Annotated in this window: 15 protein-coding genes; 6 read left to right on the forward strand and 9 right to left on the reverse strand. The window is 36.7% G+C overall.

Annotated features, from left to right (window positions below):
- Both D5R40_RS16485 and D5R40_RS16490 read right to left on the reverse strand, forming a co-directional pair.
- A partial coding sequence (locus D5R40_RS16485; protein WP_134239620.1) for an Ig-like domain-containing protein occupies positions 1 to 1723 on the reverse strand: 1723 nt, incomplete at its 3' end.
- Between the two features lie 146 nt (positions 1724 to 1869).
- On the reverse strand, positions 1870 to 4131 hold the full coding sequence (locus D5R40_RS16490; RefSeq protein WP_124144588.1) for a recombinase family protein: 2262 nt from the start codon (positions 4129 to 4131) through the stop codon (positions 1870 to 1872).
- A 73-nt stretch (positions 4132 to 4204) separates the two neighbouring features.
- Between D5R40_RS16490 and D5R40_RS16495 the strand changes: the two genes are divergently transcribed.
- Both D5R40_RS16495 and D5R40_RS16500 read left to right on the forward strand, forming a co-directional pair.
- A complete protein-coding gene (locus tag D5R40_RS16495; RefSeq protein ID WP_124144589.1) occupies positions 4205 to 4555 on the forward strand; it encodes a hypothetical protein in 351 nt (116 codons plus the stop codon).
- A 1-nt stretch (position 4556) separates the two neighbouring features.
- A complete protein-coding gene (locus D5R40_RS16500) occupies positions 4557 to 4853 on the forward strand; it encodes a hypothetical protein (RefSeq protein WP_124144590.1) in 297 nt (98 codons plus the stop codon).
- 209 nt (positions 4854 to 5062) lie between these two features.
- Here D5R40_RS16500 and D5R40_RS35380 read toward each other — a convergent pair whose 3' ends face one another.
- Entirely contained in the window at positions 5063 to 5206 is a 144-nt protein-coding gene (locus D5R40_RS35380) for a hypothetical protein (RefSeq protein ID WP_161564471.1), read from the reverse strand.
- A 1261-nt stretch (positions 5207 to 6467) separates the two neighbouring features.
- Entirely contained in the window at positions 6468 to 8039 is a 1572-nt protein-coding gene (locus tag D5R40_RS16505; RefSeq protein ID WP_124144591.1) for a PQQ-binding-like beta-propeller repeat protein, read from the reverse strand.
- A gap of 2004 nt (positions 8040 to 10043) precedes the next feature.
- Between D5R40_RS16505 and D5R40_RS16510 the strand changes: the two genes are divergently transcribed.
- The 4 genes from D5R40_RS16510 (at position 10044) to D5R40_RS41125 (ending at position 13341) form a co-directional block, all read left to right on the forward strand.
- Entirely contained in the window at positions 10044 to 12107 is a 2064-nt protein-coding gene (locus D5R40_RS16510) for a thioredoxin domain-containing protein (RefSeq protein WP_124154923.1), read from the forward strand.
- A gap of 316 nt (positions 12108 to 12423) precedes the next feature.
- Positions 12424 to 12585 carry a hypothetical protein gene (locus D5R40_RS35385; protein WP_161565002.1) on the forward strand — a complete coding sequence of 54 codons (162 nt, stop codon included), beginning with the start codon at positions 12424 to 12426 and terminating at the stop codon, positions 12583 to 12585.
- The gene (locus D5R40_RS16515; RefSeq protein ID WP_192901283.1) at positions 12582 to 13202 is read left to right on the forward strand and encodes a YyaL domain-containing protein; all 621 of its coding nucleotides are present in this window, start codon (positions 12582 to 12584) and stop codon (positions 13200 to 13202) included. The genes D5R40_RS35385 and D5R40_RS16515 overlap by 4 nt, the downstream gene beginning before the upstream one ends.
- Positions 13203 to 13209: 7 nt before the next feature.
- Entirely contained in the window at positions 13210 to 13341 is a 132-nt protein-coding gene (locus tag D5R40_RS41125; RefSeq protein WP_282433637.1) for a hypothetical protein, read from the forward strand.
- A gap of 374 nt (positions 13342 to 13715) precedes the next feature.
- On the opposite strand, the gene D5R40_RS41130 is transcribed toward D5R40_RS41125, so the two are convergent.
- The 5 genes from D5R40_RS41130 to D5R40_RS16530 all read right to left on the reverse strand — a co-directional run bounded on the left by D5R40_RS41130 (position 13716) and on the right by D5R40_RS16530 (position 19589).
- Positions 13716 to 13850: a hypothetical protein gene (locus D5R40_RS41130; protein WP_282433638.1), complete on the reverse strand. Its 135-nt coding sequence runs from the start codon at positions 13848 to 13850 to the stop codon at positions 13716 to 13718.
- 547 nt (positions 13851 to 14397) lie between these two features.
- Positions 14398 to 15801 (reverse strand): carotenoid oxygenase family protein, encoded by a 1404-nt coding sequence (locus tag D5R40_RS16520; RefSeq protein WP_124144592.1) that lies wholly within the window; start codon positions 15799 to 15801, stop codon positions 14398 to 14400.
- A gap of 1769 nt (positions 15802 to 17570) precedes the next feature.
- Positions 17571 to 17705, reverse strand: a complete 135-nt coding sequence (locus D5R40_RS41135; RefSeq protein WP_275670349.1) for a hypothetical protein — start codon at positions 17703 to 17705, stop codon at positions 17571 to 17573.
- A 125-nt stretch (positions 17706 to 17830) separates the two neighbouring features.
- The gene (locus D5R40_RS16525; RefSeq protein WP_124154924.1) at positions 17831 to 19036 is read right to left on the reverse strand and encodes an RNA-guided endonuclease InsQ/TnpB family protein; all 1206 of its coding nucleotides are present in this window, start codon (positions 19034 to 19036) and stop codon (positions 17831 to 17833) included.
- A 115-nt stretch (positions 19037 to 19151) separates the two neighbouring features.
- On the reverse strand, positions 19152 to 19589 hold the full coding sequence (locus D5R40_RS16530; RefSeq protein ID WP_124145707.1) for a class I SAM-dependent methyltransferase: 438 nt from the start codon (positions 19587 to 19589) through the stop codon (positions 19152 to 19154).
- Positions 19590 to 19848 lie beyond the last annotated feature (259 nt).

Below are 19848 nucleotides of genomic sequence, written 5' to 3' on the forward strand. Positions count from 1 at the left end.
CACCAGAACCAATGAAATTACCAGCATTAATAGTATTACTGTCAACTCCTACTAATATTGCCAAAAATGGACCATCAGAACCATTCTGAATAATAGTATCACGACCTGTACCACTGGGACTTTGGAAAATAACTAAGTCATCAAACCCAAGACCTCCTCCTAAACGAATTAGGTCAGCATTACCATTGAAGTCAGAAATAACATCTGCCTCGAAAATTTCAGGACCGCCATTTTCAGGACTAATGAAAAATGTATCGCTACCCTCATTACCAATCAGAGTATCTGTACCTGAACCCCCTATTAGAAAGTCGTTACCAATATTTCCTTGAACTTGGTCGTTACCATCTCCACCGTCTACCGTATCATTATCCCCATCACCACTGAGCAGGTCTGCTCCTGAACCTCCAAATATTGAGTCGTTGCCGAAACCGCCAGATACTTCGTCATTGCCTTCATCACCAAAAATAGTATCGCTGCCAGGGTCTCCAAATAAGCGATCATTACCTAGACCACCACTAACAAAGTCCTCCCCAGCGCCACCGCTAACAAAGTCGTTCCCCTCACCACCAAGAACATTATCGTTACCATCTCCACCAAAGACAGCATCATCTCCTCTGTCACCAAATACCTCATCATCTCCTGCATCACCAGAAACACTATCATTATCTCTACCGCCATAAATAGTATCTCGACCATCTCCTCCACTAACTGTATCATTTCCGCGATCGCCAAATAATATATCATTACCCTCCTCTCCTAAAATCAGGTCGTCATCTTTACCACCACGGGCGTTATCATTTCCTTGGTTTCCTACAACTGTATCATTACCTCGACTGCCATTGAGAGTATCATTATTTTCATCTCCTCTAATTTCATCATTACCACCTTGACCAATAATAGTATCATCACCCACCGCTCCAAATATGACATCTACTTGGTCGCTACCAATTAAAAATTCATTATTGGGGGTGCCTCGGAATACTCCCTCAACTCTGATGGGCGCTCCTTCACTAAGAACACTGATGTTAACTGTTGCCAGAGAACTGCTAGTACCATTGCTTACAGAATAACTAAAACTATCTGTTCCAATAAAAAATTGTCTGGGGGTATAAGTGAAAGTTCCTGTACCATTTTCTAGTAATGAACCATTGGTAGGTAAGCTAAAATTACTAACAAATATTGAATTACCTGAAGGGTCGATGTCATTTTCGAGGACATTAAAACTAACGGTTTGACTCTGGTTAGTTGTCACTTCGTCATCGACAGCTATTGGTTGTGGTGGTGGTACTGGCGAAGCAGTTGGTGGTGGGGTTGGTGTTGGTGTTGGTGTGGGTAATGCCTGAAACACGCCGTTAACAATTAAACCAATTAGCTCGCCATTATCAGCTCTAACTTCGATAACTTCTGTTGGTGGTGGGGTTGGTTCTGGTTCTGGTGTTGGTGTTGGTTCTGGTGTGGGTGTGGGTGTTTCTGTTGGGGTTGGTGTGGGTGTGGGTGTGGGTGTGGGTGTTTCTGTTGGGGTTGGTGTGGGTGTGGGTGTAGGTGTTTCTGTTGGAGTTGGTGTGGGTGTGGGTGTGGGTGTGGGTGTTTCTGTCGGGGTTGGTGATGGTACTGGCTGTAATGGTACAAAGTCACCATTATCACTAATAAAACCTCGTATGGGAAAACCATTTATTTCCCTTATAACTATTTGCATATTTACAGGTGTTAATCCTGTTCCCATTATTTTTCTCCTTCTAAAAATTATCTTTAATTAGTTTGTGATTTTTATTGACAAATACTTTTTTTTATAGTAATAAAATCATTTATTTTTCATTGGTCCTCAATTTGACCAATAATTACAATAGGCATTTATTGTAAATTGTCCAACTAAGCAGTATTAGATATAGAATTGTAGACCAAGGGTAAAAGTGGCCCGGTTTGTTCCTGTCCATTAACAGCTAAATCGCTATGACAAAGGTAAATCCGATATTCATTTGACTCATTAGCTGAACTATTGTTGCCATAATCTACAGGAGAACCTACACGACTTAACAAATCTAACAAAATTCTTCGCAGTCTTTCCCGATCGAATTTTTGCGTATCTTCAATAGTCCAAGAATTTCCTAACTGACTTTGCAAAAATAATGGCGCTCCATAGAGAGTAGCAGTACCTCCACTTAACCACAGAGGGGAGCCTATATCTAACCAAAACTGCCATCTATGACATCTACGACTAGCTCGATATTGAAAAACTGTTGCCAAAGTAATTGCTGGGGGAGAATAACCAATTGTCCTCACGGGAAAAGGATTTGCACTAACAACTCCTTTGCGTAAAAATTGGATAAATTTTTCTACTGTACTAGATGATAAGTCTTCTTCCACTGAGTCGTTGGTAATAGCGGTTGTTACCGAAAATTTTGAACTTTGTTGCAGTCTGCGCTCTACTTCCCAATAGTGGGTAGCGGTTTCCATCAACTCTCGTAGTGCTGCTAACTCAGTAAAAGAAAGATAGCTAGACATAAAGAATTTCTGAATTGCTCTGTCTAACAAAAATATCGGGTTAGGCAGTTGACGTTGTTGTTGTTGCGACCGCTGTTCTTCTATCCATTCCAAAATTTGATTATAAACACGAGTTGCTTGATACCCGACTCTATCCCATCGAGAAAAAGCTTGTATTGGCAGCAAGTGTGGATGTGTAAGATCTGGATAAAAGCAGTGATCTGCTAACAAACCTGCGCGCACTGGATCTATATCATTAGTCCTCTGTAAATTTTCTTGACCATCTGTTTGTTTTTCAGCTTTGCCAATAGACCTTTGACTTAATACAACCAACATTTCTGCCACTGCATCACGGTCTACTAAACGTCCCAACCCACGATAAACCAAAGTTAAAAGACTCAACAATGCTCGGATCGTGGGATAGCTAATTAGAGGACGTTGGTCTTTGAGTGAGTCTACAGCAATTCCAGCATGATGGAGAATTGAAATCAAACTATAACGAGCAATGGCATCTAAACCAGGAGCTATTATTGCTACTTCTTGAGGTTCTACTATACCCAATTTTATATCTTTAACGATCGCCTCTGCCGTTTTTCGTAACAAAGCCGCCCGCGATCTAGTCTGAATTAATTGTAAAAAAGCCGGAAGTTGGAAAATAGAAGAATTAAGACTATAAGTATCCAGGACTAATTCAACAATAGGTTCTCCTATTTCTGTAGCTAAATTTTGTTCAGTGTCTAATACTTCAATTTGACAGCGTTTCTGCAGTTCTGCTAAATATTTGGGGTCAGCTCCCAGACCTAATCTAATACCACCATCAGGATTATAAGTAAAAACGCCTAAAGTTCCATTATCTAAGAGAAAGTTGCATAAATGACTAGCGATCGCTGGATATTCATCCACATCATCTGCCAACAAAAATGGATAACGGTCAATTAGATATTGCTGATAATTAGGATTTGGTAGTAGATACCGCCAGTATAACTCTGTGATGATACCATAAGTTAGCAAGCCTTTTTGTAAACACCAATGTCGCCACTGTTGCAGCAATTCTACTATATTGGCATAGAATTCCCCTGAATCTACTTGCTCAAATCCCTGTTGTAAAATCATTGCGGTCTCTTCTATAGGCGTGCAACTGAAAGCAGCCAATTGAAATAGGTCAAGAGTTCGGCGTATCATCCGCTCTCTAGTTACTCCTGGCTGTTGCAATAATCCTTTCTTTATGTGAGGACGCCAAACTCTGCCAGCAAGTTCCTGTTCTGTTTCGGGCCGTAGTCGTAATGGAAATTGTGCCTTTAAGTCCAAGGATTCGATTAGCAATGGCCAGAATAAGTTGACTTCATCTTCAAAAAAACCTAATGGTGTAGTTGAATGATATGGGTATTGTTCTAATGTAGCCTCGGAAATTCTGTCCATCAAGTCAAGTCGATTATTTGCATTAGCCGCCAATATTAGTATCTTGGGCGAAGTATGCAGAAAGTCTGGTATATTTGGGCGATCGTCTAAAATATTTTCGGAATTTTCTGGCCTAACAATTTCATTTAGGGGAGACTTCAGATTTTGGCCTCTTATACAAAATTGTTCTATTAACCGACTTGTCTTACCGCTAAGAGTTGGCCCTGTAATCCAAAGAGAGCGATCGGGCATTGTTGGCTATCCTTTGTTTTGTTGGCAAATTAAACTATATAGCAAAGAACGAGTTGGTGTTTGACATAGATTGATGATGAACCGTAAGATGCCAGAAATGCTTTTCCCACTGTTGCCTGTTGTCTGTTGCCTGTTGCCTGTTCCCCACTACATTATCGAAAAATTGAGTTTATATAGTATCCGGATAATTAGTTATCGTATGATTCAGGGAGACCGAGTCAGCAGGACTGAATCAGGAGAAAGTCAGGATGAGAGTGGGAATTATCTGTGGATATTCCGGCATTTTATGTCTGCGTTGAATGGAAGTAGAGAGTGCAATAACTGTATAACCGGATTTTATATTAAAGCCTTAGCATCGCAGGGGGTTGATTTTTTCAAGCGATCGTTATTAACTAGGTGTCAGCTAAAAGTTTTCAGCTATTAGCTTGGGTTTAAATCCCCGGATTGATTATAGCAAGATAATTTTAAGAGGGGAAGATGTATTTCGGTTGACCGTAGATACAGGAAACAATGGAATATTAGATTTTGAAGATGATATCGATCTCATTGAGCTAAGAGAAGGGTTGACATTTTCCTCGCTAGCGATCATTACTGGTGAGGATAATACTATTTCTATTATTGTTGCTAGCAGTGGAGAAATTATTAGTACGATAACACGAGCAGATGAGATAGCGATCGCTTCTGATGATTTCATAGAAGGATTAAAAAAAAATAAAATTTAGGAGATAAATTCCTTTTCTATGCAATAATTCCCGCATATCAACCATTAAAGGAAATACTTGTTGATTCCAATTTTCACTCTGGTAAGTTTAGGAAACAAAATTTTACGGCGTTGCTTAAATGTAATGATAATTAGGGCTTGCTGATTAAATATCAAAGCATTGACTGATATTGGTTTTAGCATTTTTTGGTCTAAAAAAGTGCCAGCTTTTCAGCTCAAAAAGCTCAAAAAGCTAGTATTTTGGGACAAAAATGGCAGAAAAATCACTCTTACAATTTTTACGACTATCTCCTCTAAAATTCCCCGTTCCTCCTGTCTCCTGTCTCCTGTCTCCTGTCTCCTACCCTCACCCATAAGACTTTTTCAGCAAACCCTAATTAGACATCTACTCCACACATAGGGAGTAGGCAGTAGGGGTAAATAATTGATAATTTCTTTGGGATATAGATATTGATTTTTGATTCTTGGAGATGTCTATTAGCTGAAGGTAAAATTGAAAAACTGATGTTTTGCGCCCAAAGTTAATCTCAAAATCATTACCACTCAGCAACGCCAATTTTACTTATATCCTAAATCTTTTGGGACAATTGTAGAGATCGCTTAATTAGTACAATTAGCCTTTTTGAGCATTGGCCATAATCTTCTAAGGGCAAGGCTAATTACTTTGAAAGCAATTAAAGTTTTAAATCCTTTAACTTTTTCTGTGTTTGTAATCTCTGGTAAATCTACATTTATATCATGTCTGGTTGAACAGTTATAAATAAACGACGGAGGAGTAAGAAGTCAGGTAGGGGAGCCGTCGGATTGGCGACGTACACGAGTCAGGAGGGAAGAAAAGAGAACAGAAGGAGAAAGTTTTTTTATCACTAAAGCCAAAAGAAAACTTTTTTTAGCTTGAATTGCACCAATTTTAATCGCTTTAATTTGTAGGAATCTTGGACTGTTAGGAATCTCAGCCATTGAGTTTTCAATGACAGTTAAAAGAAATGGCTCCACAGACAGTGATAACTATCGGCACGATTACCAGTTTCACAGGTGTGATGTTTTGGATCTGGAAAATTTCTTGTTATATTGGAAGGCTGGAAAATAAGGTTGAAAACAACCGAAATGATACCAATAGATTAGGGAATTCCGTCGGGCAATAAAGATAAAAGTATTATACGTTATGTCAATAATCATTGCCTTGATCTCGGAACGATTGAATCTTTTCTGAAAAAAAAATTTTGATTATTGCCCACATACCAAAATTCATATAAACGAAGATGAGCTATAAAGTATAGCGCTGTGCGCAGGCAACAGGCAACAGGCAACAGGCAACAGGCAACAGCTCCGGAAGGGGGAATAAAAAACCTATAATATAAGACTTTTAGCTATTGGACACCTCTTGTAATTTGTAAATATGCCAGCGCACATTACTATATTTCAAAAATTAGAGTGTCCAAAATGCAAAAGTACAAACATGACAACAGGACACTGCGACTACTGGTGTCGGGATTGTCGCCATCATTGGCCACGAACAAATTCTGTGGGGATTCTCCCTGATGTCCAGAACAAATTTTTTACCTCCGGAAAGTTGGAAACTGCTTATCTTTGACTTTTTCCCTCTTCCTGAATTTTAACCAAAACTATATAACCAACCATCCCGACCACAAATTCTAATAATTCCATCCCATACAATAGGAGTAGATTCAAAAGAAACTTTACCCGTAAATTTGCCAGCTTCTTCTACTATTAAACGGAAAAATTCTCCTTGAGCATTAGGTAAAACATTTTCCTCGTCAGGTTTCGCAAATTCCCAATTCAAATTAAATATATAAACCCCATTATATCCAGCAGTTACCAATTTATTTCCATCAGTAAAAATTGGCGTTGAAATTGAAGGACCAATTTTCTGCTTAAACAGGATTAGAGGGGTATCATAACTAAACTTTTTCAAAGGTCCTTTAAGTTGATTTCCTGTAGTTAAATCTTGGGAACCAATATATAGATATCCATCAATAGCATTAGTAGCAAATAAAGCCGGAAATTCACCATAATTATTATATTCATCATTCAACGCTACCGACCCAATAATACCTCCTAACCAACTATTAAATTTAATGTTACCTGTAGGCAAAAACCATTCTACACTTTCCTGATTTTTTTTATTAGGGTTTAATTTCACCACCCCACCATTTCCAGGAATAAATTGTTTTTCAATCGCACAAAATAATTTACCAGTTTTAGAAATAGCAACAGTACCATCTAAATCTGAACCTGTATAAAAATCCCAAACTATCTTTTTACTCTCTATATCAATACCATAAATATGTCCGGAACCTGCTGCTAAAAAAATTCTATTACCCAATCTAGCGGGAGATGATTCAGAGACAATATTTCCCCCTTGTCTTCTAACATCACTATCTACATAAAGTTTAATTTCGGATAATACTTCTGGCTGCAGAATAGAAGATTTTATTTTAGCTTTACTGACAGAACTATTAATAAAATAACCAATAGCATTTTCCCCAGCATTGAAAATCAAATTATTTCCTAATGGCAAAGCAGAACTATCATTATCGCGACTATAACTGCGAGTTTTTCTAATATCTAGTTGCCAAATTTCTTTCCCTGTTCTAAAAGAAATAGCACGAAAACTAGGGGCAATTCCTTTTTTTGCTCTCCCAGTTCTACTGCCTTGTAAAATCACAATACGATTCTCTTCATTCGCAGTTTCATCAATATAAACCGTACTTGAACCTTTAATCACATCATCAAATTTATATTGCCAAACTTCCTGATTATTCGCGACATCTATTTTGCGCAAAAGATGATCGTAACTACCAATAACTAAATAAGTTTTTCCTCTATCTTTAGTAATAGTGGGTTGCCCTGTCCATCCAGCTCCACTCCATACTTTTCTAGTTTTACCTACATAAGTTACACCTGTTCCTAATTTAAACTTATCTAGAACTTTAAAATTATCTGGTGTACCACGACCATAGAATCTTCTTTGGTCATTTCCCAAGTATGTAGGAATTAATAAATCAATCTCTGGGTCGAGATAAGCAAAAAATTCTTTGACTTTATTCTCTAATAAATTTTCTGACAAGTTGAGATTTAGATATTTTGATAAAATTGGAGCTATTCCCGCTCCTAAAGAAAATTGGATAGCAATTTTATGGAAGTCTCTTCTTGAGTAATTCATAAATTCTTGAGGAAGGAAAAAATTGGAAGTAAAAATATTTATACCATTTCTCAAAAACTCTTCTACATTTTATTGAGAATGGGACCCACCCCTAACCCCTCCCAGGAGAGGGAGTAGAGGAGTGTGGGAGAAGTAAACATCATAATAATTAGTATTAACTAACTAATAATCATCAAAAAGGTGATTTGGCTCGTATTATTTACTTAATAATTGAAGTGTTACACAAGTATCGCATTGCTTTTGGTAATTGGCATGACATCTTGATAATTTTTGAGAGCCAATATAAATATAAATTACTATTACTAATATATAGTTAAGGTTGGATTACTCTTATATAAAAAACAAAAAAATCATTGAAGAAGGAGACAGGAGACAGGAGACAGGAGACAGGAGGAAAATTACATGGGGATTCTAACCCCAAGTAATTTTGAACACCGTGTAGACGGTGGGGTATTAAACCCACAAAGAAAATGATAATTTATTTTGCTATACTAATCCTCTTCCTTTTAGGTATAAGGTAAGCAGTCAGCTATCAGCTATCAGCTTTATTACCTTTAAAGGAGAAAAAAGCAATTTTATCAAAGCTTCAGAGTACGAATATCTGGTTGAGAATGTAGTAGAAATTAAATGAATGCACATCTCTAATCATAAAAAATAAAATCAATTATCCCACAGCAATTATCGATTCTTTCCCCCTACTCCCTATGTATGGAGGAGATGTCTATTAAAAAGCTGACCGCTAATAGCTGAATGCTTACGATATAAGTGGCAATTGATTATTCATAATTAATTATTGAATAAGAGAAAAAAATGTGAATAAATTATTTTTTATCTACCTTCTTGATCGACAATAAACGGGTGTATCTCAATATTTGCAAAAATACTTTTTTCCTATTCTCTTTTCTCTATTCCCTTTTCCCTAAAAGCGATAAATTTTTGGCTTTATTCAAAATTTAGATGTAAGCATTTCCTGCGGACTGCTGCGCAAACAGCCGTCAGCTATGAGCTATCAGCTATTAATTTTGGGTCTGCGTAAAAGCAACGTTTGAAGTTGAAAAAGAATAAAAATTTACTGCCAAAGTCCCAAAAGAAAACCTTAGAACTAATGTAAGCATTCAGCGGTCAGCTATCAGCTATCAGCTTAATTATCTTTAACGCAAGCTAGTCGTTCTTGTACTTCAAATTTATGGGTTTAAAATGTAGTCAAAGTCAAACAAATGCTTACTTAATTATATCTCTTGTAAAAATTAATTAAATCAATTCAAGAGATTAAATAAACAATTTAATCCCTTTATTTCCTATCCCATGACTTCTGCAATAAGTCTATTTATTAAAAAGCTGAGAGCTGAACGCTAATAGCTGAATACTTACGAACTAATTATTCATTACTAAGCAAACAGCAATTAATTTTGGGTCTGCGTAAAAGCAACCTTTGAAATTGAGAAATAATAAAAATTTACCGAATAATTAAGGTTTAAAGCCTCTCCTTTAAAGGAGAAACAAGCGGTCGAGGGATAGCGAAGAGACCTCGCCATATCCAATCGACCAAGAGAAGAAAAATTGTTCCTTTGAGTCAATCCTCTTCTTTTCAAGGAGAGGTAATTGTTAATTATAGCAATCAGGAATCAGTTGTGAGAATTGAGATGTTCCTTAAAAGTATAGAATATAGCAATTATTATATTTATATGATACGTTTTTTTCTTCTTCTCTGTTCCCTTTTACCTGTTCCCTAAAAGTTTTCAATGTCTCACAACTCAAATCATATTGCTATATTAATAATTAATAATTAATTATTAATTGTTGAATGTCATGGGTCCCCTTGCCAAACCTGAGAAGTAATGAATAATTACTAATTGCTGAAGTGCTGACTGCTAATAGCTGAATTCTTACAAATCAAGCCCTAAAATTCATAAATACGTTATAATCTGCGGAAATGTTAATCATTTACTTTTCAAAGTACCAGAATAATTGACAATATTAACAATAACTAGGGAGTAAGAAAAAATGACCAATCGTTTAGCTAAATCTCAAAGTCTTTATCTCCGCAAACACGCAGAAAATCCTGTAGATTGGTGGCCGTGGAGTGAAGAAGCTTTAGAAACTGCACGGCGAGAAGATAAGCCAATTTTTCTATCAATTGGTTATTCAAGTTGTCACTGGTGTACCGTTATGGAAGGGGAAGCTTTTTCTGATGAAAAAATCGCCCAATATTTGAATGAAAAATTTTTACCAATAAAAGTAGATCGAGAAGAACGACCTGATGTAGATAGTATCTATATGCAGGCATTACAAATGTTAACTGGACAGGGTGGTTGGCCGTTAAATATATTCTTAACTCCTGATGATTTAACACCTTTTGTTGGTGGAACTTATTTCCCTGTTGAACCTCGTTATGGACGACCAGGATTTTTAGAAGTTTTACAAAAAATTAGGGGATTTTATGACATTGAAAAAAATAAACTTAACGATTTAAAATCCGAAATGTTGGAGGGATTAAGAAAATCAGTTTTATTACCAGAAGCAGAAGATTTAAGCCAAGAAATACTGCAAAAAGGTTTAGAAGTTAGTACTGCAATTATTAGCGATCGCTACTCTCAACAAAGTTTTCCGATGATACCTTATGGACAAGCAGCATTACAAGGAACAAGATTTAATTTTGAATCTGAATATGATGGTAATCAAATTTGTTTACAACGAGGATTACATTTGTCATTAGGAGGAATTTATGACCATGTTGCCGGAGGTTTTCATCGTTATACAGTAGATGCAACTTGGACAGTTCCCCACTTTGAAAAAATGCTCTACGATAACGGTCAAATTGTTGAATATTTGGCTAATTTATGGAGTGCAGGACATCAAGAACCAGCTTTTAAACGAGGAATTATTGGCACAATAAATTGGCTAAAACGAGAAATGACTGCACCAGACGGATTTTTTTATGCTTCCCAAGATGCTGATAGTTTTACCACTCCAGATGAAGCTGAACCGGAAGAAGGTGCTTTCTATATTTGGAATTATCAAGAATTAGAAAATTTATTAACCTCAGAAGAATTATCTGAACTATCAGAACAATTTTTCATAGTATCTAGTGGCAATTTCGAGGGAAAAATTGTCTTGCAAAGAAAGCAAGTAGGAGAGTTAAGTGAAGCTGTAGAAAATTCTTTATCTAAACTGTTTGAATTACGGTATGGAGCCAAACCTTTTTCTGTAAAAACTTTCCCCGCAGCAACCAACAACCAAGAAGCAAAAAATAATAACTGGCCTGCTAGAATTCCGGCAGTAACAGACACTAAAATGATTGTTGCTTGGAATAGTTTAATGATTTCAGGGTTGGCACGAGCAGCCACAGTATTTAACAATTCAGAATATCTAGAATTAGCCATTAATGCTGCTAATTTCATCATCAAAAATCAGTGGGTTAACGGACGTTTTCATCGATTAAATTATGAAGGTAAACCTGCAGTAATGGCGCAGTCAGAAGACTATGCTTTATTTATTAAAGCTTTGCTAGACTTACAACAAGCTTCTATTAATTCATCAAATACTAATTTTTGGCTAGACACAGCAGTAAAATTACAAGATGAATTTGATGAATTTTTATGGAGTTTAGAAGCATCAGGTTATTACAATTCACCAAGCGACGTTAGTGGAGAATTAATATTACGAGAACGAAACTATATTGATAATGCAACTCCGGCGGCAAATGGCATAGCAGTTGCTAATTTAGTACGTCTATCTTTGCTAACTGAAGAATTATATTATCTCGACCAAGCTGAGTCAGCTTTAACAGCTTTTAGCAGCATAATGAAAAAATCTCCTCAAGCTTGTCCGAGTTTATTTATTGCTCTTGAATGGTATAGAAACCAAACTTTAGTTAGAACTTCTCAAGCAGAAATTTCTAGTTTAATTACTGAGTATTTTTCTACTACTATTTATAAAGTTGAAGCAGATTTACCAAAAAATTCTGTAGGGTTAGTTTGCCAAGGTTTGATATGTAAAAAACCTTCTTTGAATAAACAAGAATTATTAGAACATCTAGAACAAAGTCAAAATCGTTGGGCTAAATAATTTAGGAGTCAGGAGTTGGGAGTCAGTAGGAAGAAAGTAGGAATTATCAGGGGATATTCCAGCATTTTATGCCTGCATTGAATGGAAAGCGCAATCAAAAAACTTTCTCCCTCCTAACCTTTTCTTTCCTTCTGCCTTCTGCCTTACTTTTTCTAAAGTGGAAGACTATGCTTTATTTATAAAAGCTTTGCTAGATTTACAACAGGCTTCCATTGCTTCATCAAATACTAATTTTTGGCTAGAAACAGCATTCAATAATTAACAATTAAAAATTAATAATTTACAATTACCTCTTCTTGCTTTATTTATAAAAGCTTTGCTAGACTTACAACAAGCTTCTATTAGTTCATCAAATACTAATTTTTGGCTAGAAACAGCAGTAAAATCACAAGATGAATTTAATAAATTTTTATGGAGTTTAGAAGCATCAGGTTATTACAATTCACCAAGCGACGTTAGTAGTAAAATTACAAGATGAATTTGATAAATTTTTTATGGAGTTTAGAAGCATCAGGTTATTACAATTCACCGAGCGACGTTAGTGGAGAATCAATATTACGAGAACAGAACTATATAGACAATGCAACTCCCGCGGCAAATGGCATAGATGAATTTGATAAATTTTTATGGAGTTTAGAAGCATCAGGTTATTACAATTCACCGAGCGACGTTAGTGGAGAATTAATATTACGAGAACGAAACTATATTGATAATGCAACTCCGGCGGCAAATGGCATAGCAGTTGCTAATTTAGTACGTCTATCTTTGCTAACTGAAGAATTATATTATCTCGACCAAGCTGAGTCAGCTTTAACAGCTTTTAGCAGCATAATGAAAAAATCTCCTCAAGCTTGTCCGAGTTTATTTATTGCTCTTGAATGGTATAGAAACCAAACTTTAGTTAGAACTTCTCAAGCAGAAATTTCTAGTTTAATTACTGAGTATTTTTCTACTACTATTTATAAAGTTGAAGCAGATTTACCAAAAAATTCTGTAGGGTTAGTTTGCCAAGGTTTGATATGTAAAAAACCTTCTTTGAATAAACAAGAATTATTAGAACATCTAGAACAAAGTCAAAATCGTTGGGCTAAATAATTAGGGTTTGCTGAATAAAGTCTTTTTGCTGAGACAGGAGACAGGAGAAATGGGAATGAGTGAGGAGGTAGGAGCTAAGTTTTGTCAGAGTGATTTTTCGGCTTTTGCTTCGGTGAAAGTCCTCACTTTTTTAACCTAAGCAACCGAAAAGCTCATACTTTTTAAAGACATAAAAAACCTAAAACCAATATCAGTCAATGCTTTGATATTTAATCAGTAATATCATTTCTCTTGAAACACCCACAATAAAAATTTTTGGGGTTGCACATTATGGAATGATATTGCCAAAAATTGGTTTAGATTTTGACTAAAAATAACCATTAATTAATCATTCTAGCAATTGATTAATCCACAATCCAATTCTATCAAAAATATCAAATCATTCGTCACTGTGCAACGCCAAATAATATGGTAGTCCTATATATATTGTATCCTTCATCACAACTGCCAATTGTCCGTTCGCTGGCAGGAGAAACAGTTGATCATTTTCTTTGTGAGTTTAATACCCCACCGTCAACGGGGGTGTTCACGCATTACATGGGGATTCTCACCCCAAGTAATTTTCCTCCTGTCTCCAGTATAGCTGTCTCCTGTCTCCTTCAAAAATATCAAATCATTCGTCACTGTGCAACGCCAAATTTTGGGCAACAGGCAAAAGGGAGAAATTGATCGGGGAACGCATTTTTATTATCGCTAATTAATGAGACTTGATATAAGCCCTAATTAGGGTTTGCTGAAAAAGTCTTTCTTCAGGAGTAGGGGATAGGGGAGCGAGGGAGTAGGGGAGAATTGTTTTGCCCAACTCAGCAGCAAAAATGTACTCCTTTTTGAGAATGAAGAGCTGAAAACCAGGTACTTTTTCAAGACCTAAAAAGGCTAAAACCTTTATTTGTAAATGCTTTTAGATTTAATCAGCAAGCCCTAATTAGAAGCAGAAGTCAGGAGTCAGGAGTTGGGAGTTGGGAAAAACGGAGAATTATTGAGTGGAGAGGACGTATGTAGGGGGAGACAGGGAGGCGCACAGATAGATGGACGGAGGTTTTCTCTAATGAATAGAGCGAGTAGATTGAATTAATTACTCAATTATCCAATCTCCGCGTCCCCATGTCACCGCTCCTCCCTGTCAAATCTTAAAAACTTACCCTTGTAAGACTCCCCCACTCCCTCACTCCCCTACTCCCCACTGCCTTACTCCTCAACAAACCCTATTTATCAACTGCATCTCAGATATCCAAGTACCATGAAAACCATAAGGAACTCTCTGAGGTAACATCACCCGCGCCACAGGATCTTCTCTCATATTCTGAGCATCTATTACCAATAACTCAGAACATTTATCTTTCTCATCATACACAAACGTTAGTAACCAACCATCATCCTCATCAATAGCACCTATTCTCGGCGCAAATGTTACAGAACCCCCGTAACGTTGTTCCTGAAAATCATGGGTTATTGACCTACCAGTATAAAAATCATACTTAATAATCCCATCAAACAAAGGTTGCAGTGAAGCCATCCTAGAAGTGTAAACATAACGCATCTCTCGTCCGACAAAGCGATGATTAACAGAAGGAAACTCCGATGGTCTTTTATCTAACATTCCCTCTCTTACTGCGCCAGTTTTGAGATTAAATGCCCAACCATACATTCGAGGAATATTCTCATCAGGATCTCTATCTCTAAAGTTACTAGCATAGGAATGAGTAGAACTCATCCGACAACCATACAGTATTACCTCATCCCCATCTTCATAAGCATTCAAAATATGATTGATATAGCAAGGATGAGCTTCAAACCATCGAATATCTTCATTATTCCCATACCGAGGCAAAATACCAAACCGACTTGGCACTCCCTTCTCAAAAATCCAACCAGGTAAACCTTGCTCTACTCGTTCTGGACGGAATCTCAATGGTAAATCTATCAAAATTGTATAATTTTTTGTAATGGCAAAGTCATGTGGTCCGCTGGGCACGGGTATATTAATAGGTACTATTTGTAGCAACTCACCATTACTAGAAATCAAACCATACTTTAAATAAGGGGGCGCATCAAGAGCGTAACCAAAAAATATTAATTCTCCAGTCATAGGATCGACTTTCGGATGAGAAGTGAAAGTAGAATCCAAGTAACCATCGCACAAATATGGACCAATTGTTTCTAAACTAGGAACTTCAACTGCGTAAGGCAACCCTGCTTCCCAAAAAGTTAATAATTTGCCATTGTGATAACTAACACTACTGTTAGATACATTTTTATACGGCCCGTAAGGATTACAAACTTGAGGCGGTTCTAATCTTCCACTCCAGACCGCATAACCCAAGTCTCGTTCAACTTCAAATCCTCCTGTCCGCACATAACGATTCTTATATTCTGCCTTACCACCACTAATTCTCACTCCATGCAGCATTCCATCACCATCCATCCAGTCATATTTACCTAGAGGGGTAAATTGAGGGTTAGGGCCATTACGAACATACATTCCTGACAAATCTCTAGGAAGTTCGCCTTTGATTTCTAAGTTGTCAACAGTAATTTCTTCGCTCACTGGGGCAAAGTTGCCCATCAGATAAGAATTAAACCTTGTAGTTGTGGTCATAATCTATTGCTCCTGTGGAAAAAATAAACTTGAAGGAATAGGGAAAAAGGAAAAAGGTTGACTAATTCTTTTGACCGCCCGTAGCTTCTTCCATAAGCACAATCTTGAGAGATCAAGGGTTAAATCCCCTACTTCTTAAAGTGACTTACATTCAGTGGGGTCAAATCCCTGACTAAATGCTTCCGACTTCTGTCCTAATTCCTTCCTTATGATTTTTTTAACCTTCTACTAACAGCTTATGACCACTTTTCAATTATGTATAGTGTTATAATAAAAAATTTTTAATAAAAATCATGTATAGCAGTTCCCATTTGAGGTACACGCATTCGTTTGTTGCTCTGGAGTAGGGAGTAGTAGGGACGTTGCATACAACCTTTCTACAAAGCAGTAATTCGGGAATACAGAGGATAGAAAAGAAGAAAAACAACTGTATTTCACGCTTTTTGAGAAACGCCATATCTTAATTTTTCTAGAAAATTTACTACATAACTGTGGTTTTGCTTTTTTTCACTCGCAAGGGGTATTTAAATACCATTTCTCAACAACTTTTCTACATTTTGTTGAGCAGGGGAGTAGGGGAGTGGGGGAGTAGGAGAGAAGTAAAAAGTAAGAATAATTAACATTAACTAGGCTATTTTTAGCAAAAAAGTGATTATACCTGTTTTGATTAATTAATAACTGAAGTATTACCCAAGTATAGCTTTACTTTTAGGAACTGGTATAAATGACTAAAATTCATCAAAAAAAAGAATCTCCTATTTTTGGTTCAACTAAACCATAAAGCCATAAATATTTAAACAATCATTGATATCAACTAATGAGTTTAACTTCACAAGCAGTAATAACTTTATCCGTGATAGTTTTAATCCAATTCTAGTTTTTCTCTCTTATCTTGATAGAAATCGGGGTCATTTCAATTAGTCTCCTATGGTCGGAACTGCGGACTTCAGTACCTCTAGCTGTTTGCGCAGCATTCTGTAGGAAAGTATTGGGATTGAAATCTGGAATATTCTCTTTTTCTTGGTCGATTTGATATGGCACAGGTTTCCTCGTCATCCTACCCTACGAGAATATCCGAATATCGACCGCTTTTTATTCCCTTAAAAGGGGAGGCGGATACCCACAATTTTTCGGTAATAGATTGGGGTTAAGAGCAAACTTAATAGCTGGTACTTATAATTACGATTTAGCTAATTAAGTAAAAAAAAATCTATTAAATTTCTAATTAGGGTTTGCTGAAAAAGTCTTTTTGCTGGGGTAGGAGACAACCCACCCCTCGCCCCTCCCCCTCCCAGGAGGGGAGAAATGGGAATGTAGAGGAGGTAGGAGCTAAGTTTTGTCTCTCAATTTTTCTGCCATAATCATCCCAAAATACTAGCATGCATGAGCTTTTTCCACCGAAAAGCTGGTACTTTTTTCAACTCTAAAACGCTAAAACCAACATCATATCATGTCCGGTAGCATCGGTATTGTATAGCAAAGGTAAGGAAGAAGGAAGAAGGAAGAGGAAATAAGAGGGAGGAAGGCTATTGAGCAAGAAAAAAATCTAAATTTCCTGTAGATATTCATCCTTGGGTTTACACAAACGATTGCGTTCGGACATGATATCAGTCAATACTTTTATAATTAATCAGCAAACCCTAATTAGTTGAGCTGTTAATCATTAGCTGATTTTTTAAGTATGCCGATTTTTAATGATTTGACTAGGGAGCGATCGCTCAAGATCAATGATTAAAATGTAAATACACTTGGCATAAATTTGTTACTATTCAAAACTCTTCTATTTTTGACCATTTTCTTTCTGTAGTCCAATGCCTATCTGATGATTGATATATTTTTACTTCTTTAATACCAGCATCTTTAACTATTTTCTCTACTTCAACAATAGTCAGAGCAGCTTGCAAAGAATCTCTAAATAACTTTCGTTGATGTTGATTACAATCTCTAGCATATTTGTCTACAAGTTCCTCTTTTAATTCTGGAGTTTCTGGACGAAGTAAGTCTCGTTTGACATCCTCCCGACGCTGCTCTACGAGACAGCGCGGGATTCCTTAACATCACTGCTAGGGGCTTTCTGTTTCATAGCACCCGCCCTCCGAGACTTGCTCCCTTCGGGCCTTACGGTCGCTCCACAGACTGACACTGCCTGCCCGGCAGCCAAAATATTTATACTAGCGTTGATATCTCTATCGTGGTGAGCTGAACATTCTGGGCAATCCCACTCTCTAATATCAAGAGGCAATTTCTCAACCACATGACCACAATTAGAACAACGTTTAGAACTGGGAAAATATCTATCAATTTTAATTAGTTCCCGGCCGTACCATTCTGCTTTGTATTCTAATTGCCTGACTAATTCTCCCCAATTTGCATCACTTATTGCTTTAGCTAACTTATGGTTTTTTACCATATTCTTAACTGCTAAGTCCTCAACTACAATAGTTTGATTTTCTCTAATTAATTGAGTGGTTAGTTTATGGGTATAGTCAAGCCTTGAATCTTTGATTTTTGCGTGTATCCTAGCTACTTTCAGTCTAGCTTTCTGGTAATTATTAGAGCCCTTGGTTTTTCGGCTGAGTGATTTTTGAGCTAACCTCAGTTTCTTATACAGTTTATTAAAATACTTAGGGTTGTTGACTTTTGTGCCATCACTTGTGGCAATGAGACTACTAATACCAACATCAACACCAACTCTTTTTTTGAGTGGTTTGAGTTGGAAATCTCTGTTGTCGTTAAATCTCAAACACACAGACCATCTACCAGAGGGGTCAAGTTTGACTGTAATTGTACTAGGTACACAACCTGGTGGTAATTCCCTACTCCATCTAATCGGTAATGCTTCAGCACATTTAGCTAGGTATACTTGACCATTTTTCCACGTGAATGCTGCTTTGGTAAATTCAGCACTTCCACCATTACGTTTTTTCTTAAAGTTTGGGTATTTAGTCCGTCCACTAAAAAAGTTAGTAAAAGCTGTTTGTAGATGTCTCAAACTTTGCTGTAATGGTACACTGCTGACTTCAGTGAGAAACTCTAAGTCCTCCTGTTTTTTCCAGCTTGTCAGCATGGCCGAAGTTTGCTTGTATCCTACACGCTCCTGTTTCTCGTACCAAGCTTGAGTTCTGGCTGCCAAGGCTTTGTTGTAGATGAGTCTCACGCACCCCAAAGTTCTCCTCAACAAGTTTTCTTGTTCTGGAGTAGGGTAGAATCTAAATTTATACGCTTTCTCAACCATCTACTACTTACTTATCCAACACTTACAGTTTAATATATTATGTGTAAAACCGCAATCTGGTTGCGATTCATCCCGACGCTTCCTTGTCAGGAAAGCGCGGGTCTTCTCGCAACATTTAGATAAATATTCCACCTTGAGGCTGCAAAACTCTTTTAACTTCTTGAAAGAAAAGTAATGGCTCTGATAAATGGTGAACAATACTGTTAGAAATTACCATGTCAAAACTATGTTCTGAATAGGGTAATTTTTTGGCATCTACTAACTCTAATTTGACCTGGGATTGTAATTTTGCTTTTTCAATATTTCTCTCTCCAATAGTCAGCATATTTTTTGATAAATCAATGCCAATTATTTGCCATTCTGGTTGTTGCTGACATATTAATATCGGTATTCTGGCAGTACCAGTACCGACATCAAGAACTAATCCTTTTTTTGGGCCGATTTCTATAGAACTTTCTGCAAAGGCTTGATTGACTTCCAAAAAGTCCATTGAGTCATATTCTTCTGCTTCTTCCCAAGTGTCCATGACTTCTGGTTCTAATATTCTGTCCATAATTTTTTCTGTTTTATTGAAATTTCTACCAATAACCAAAACAAAAACACACAAATCTCGTTTTTTGTCAAATTTTCGGCTTTTATTGTTAAGCTGTCTCTAGAAAAATTGTTTTTTTGGCCAACAGATTAAAATTAAAATTACTTAATATCATACGATTTCAATATAGTTTGCAGAGTTTTTTGGCAAATTAATTACACCAATCCTGTGACTATAAAAATCATATCATAGACTCCAAATTAAGTAAATTCGTCAAATA

It is taken from the genome of Okeania hirsuta (genome assembly GCF_003838195.1).
In the GTDB taxonomy this organism is placed as follows: domain Bacteria; phylum Cyanobacteriota; class Cyanobacteriia; order Cyanobacteriales; family Microcoleaceae; genus Okeania; species Okeania hirsuta.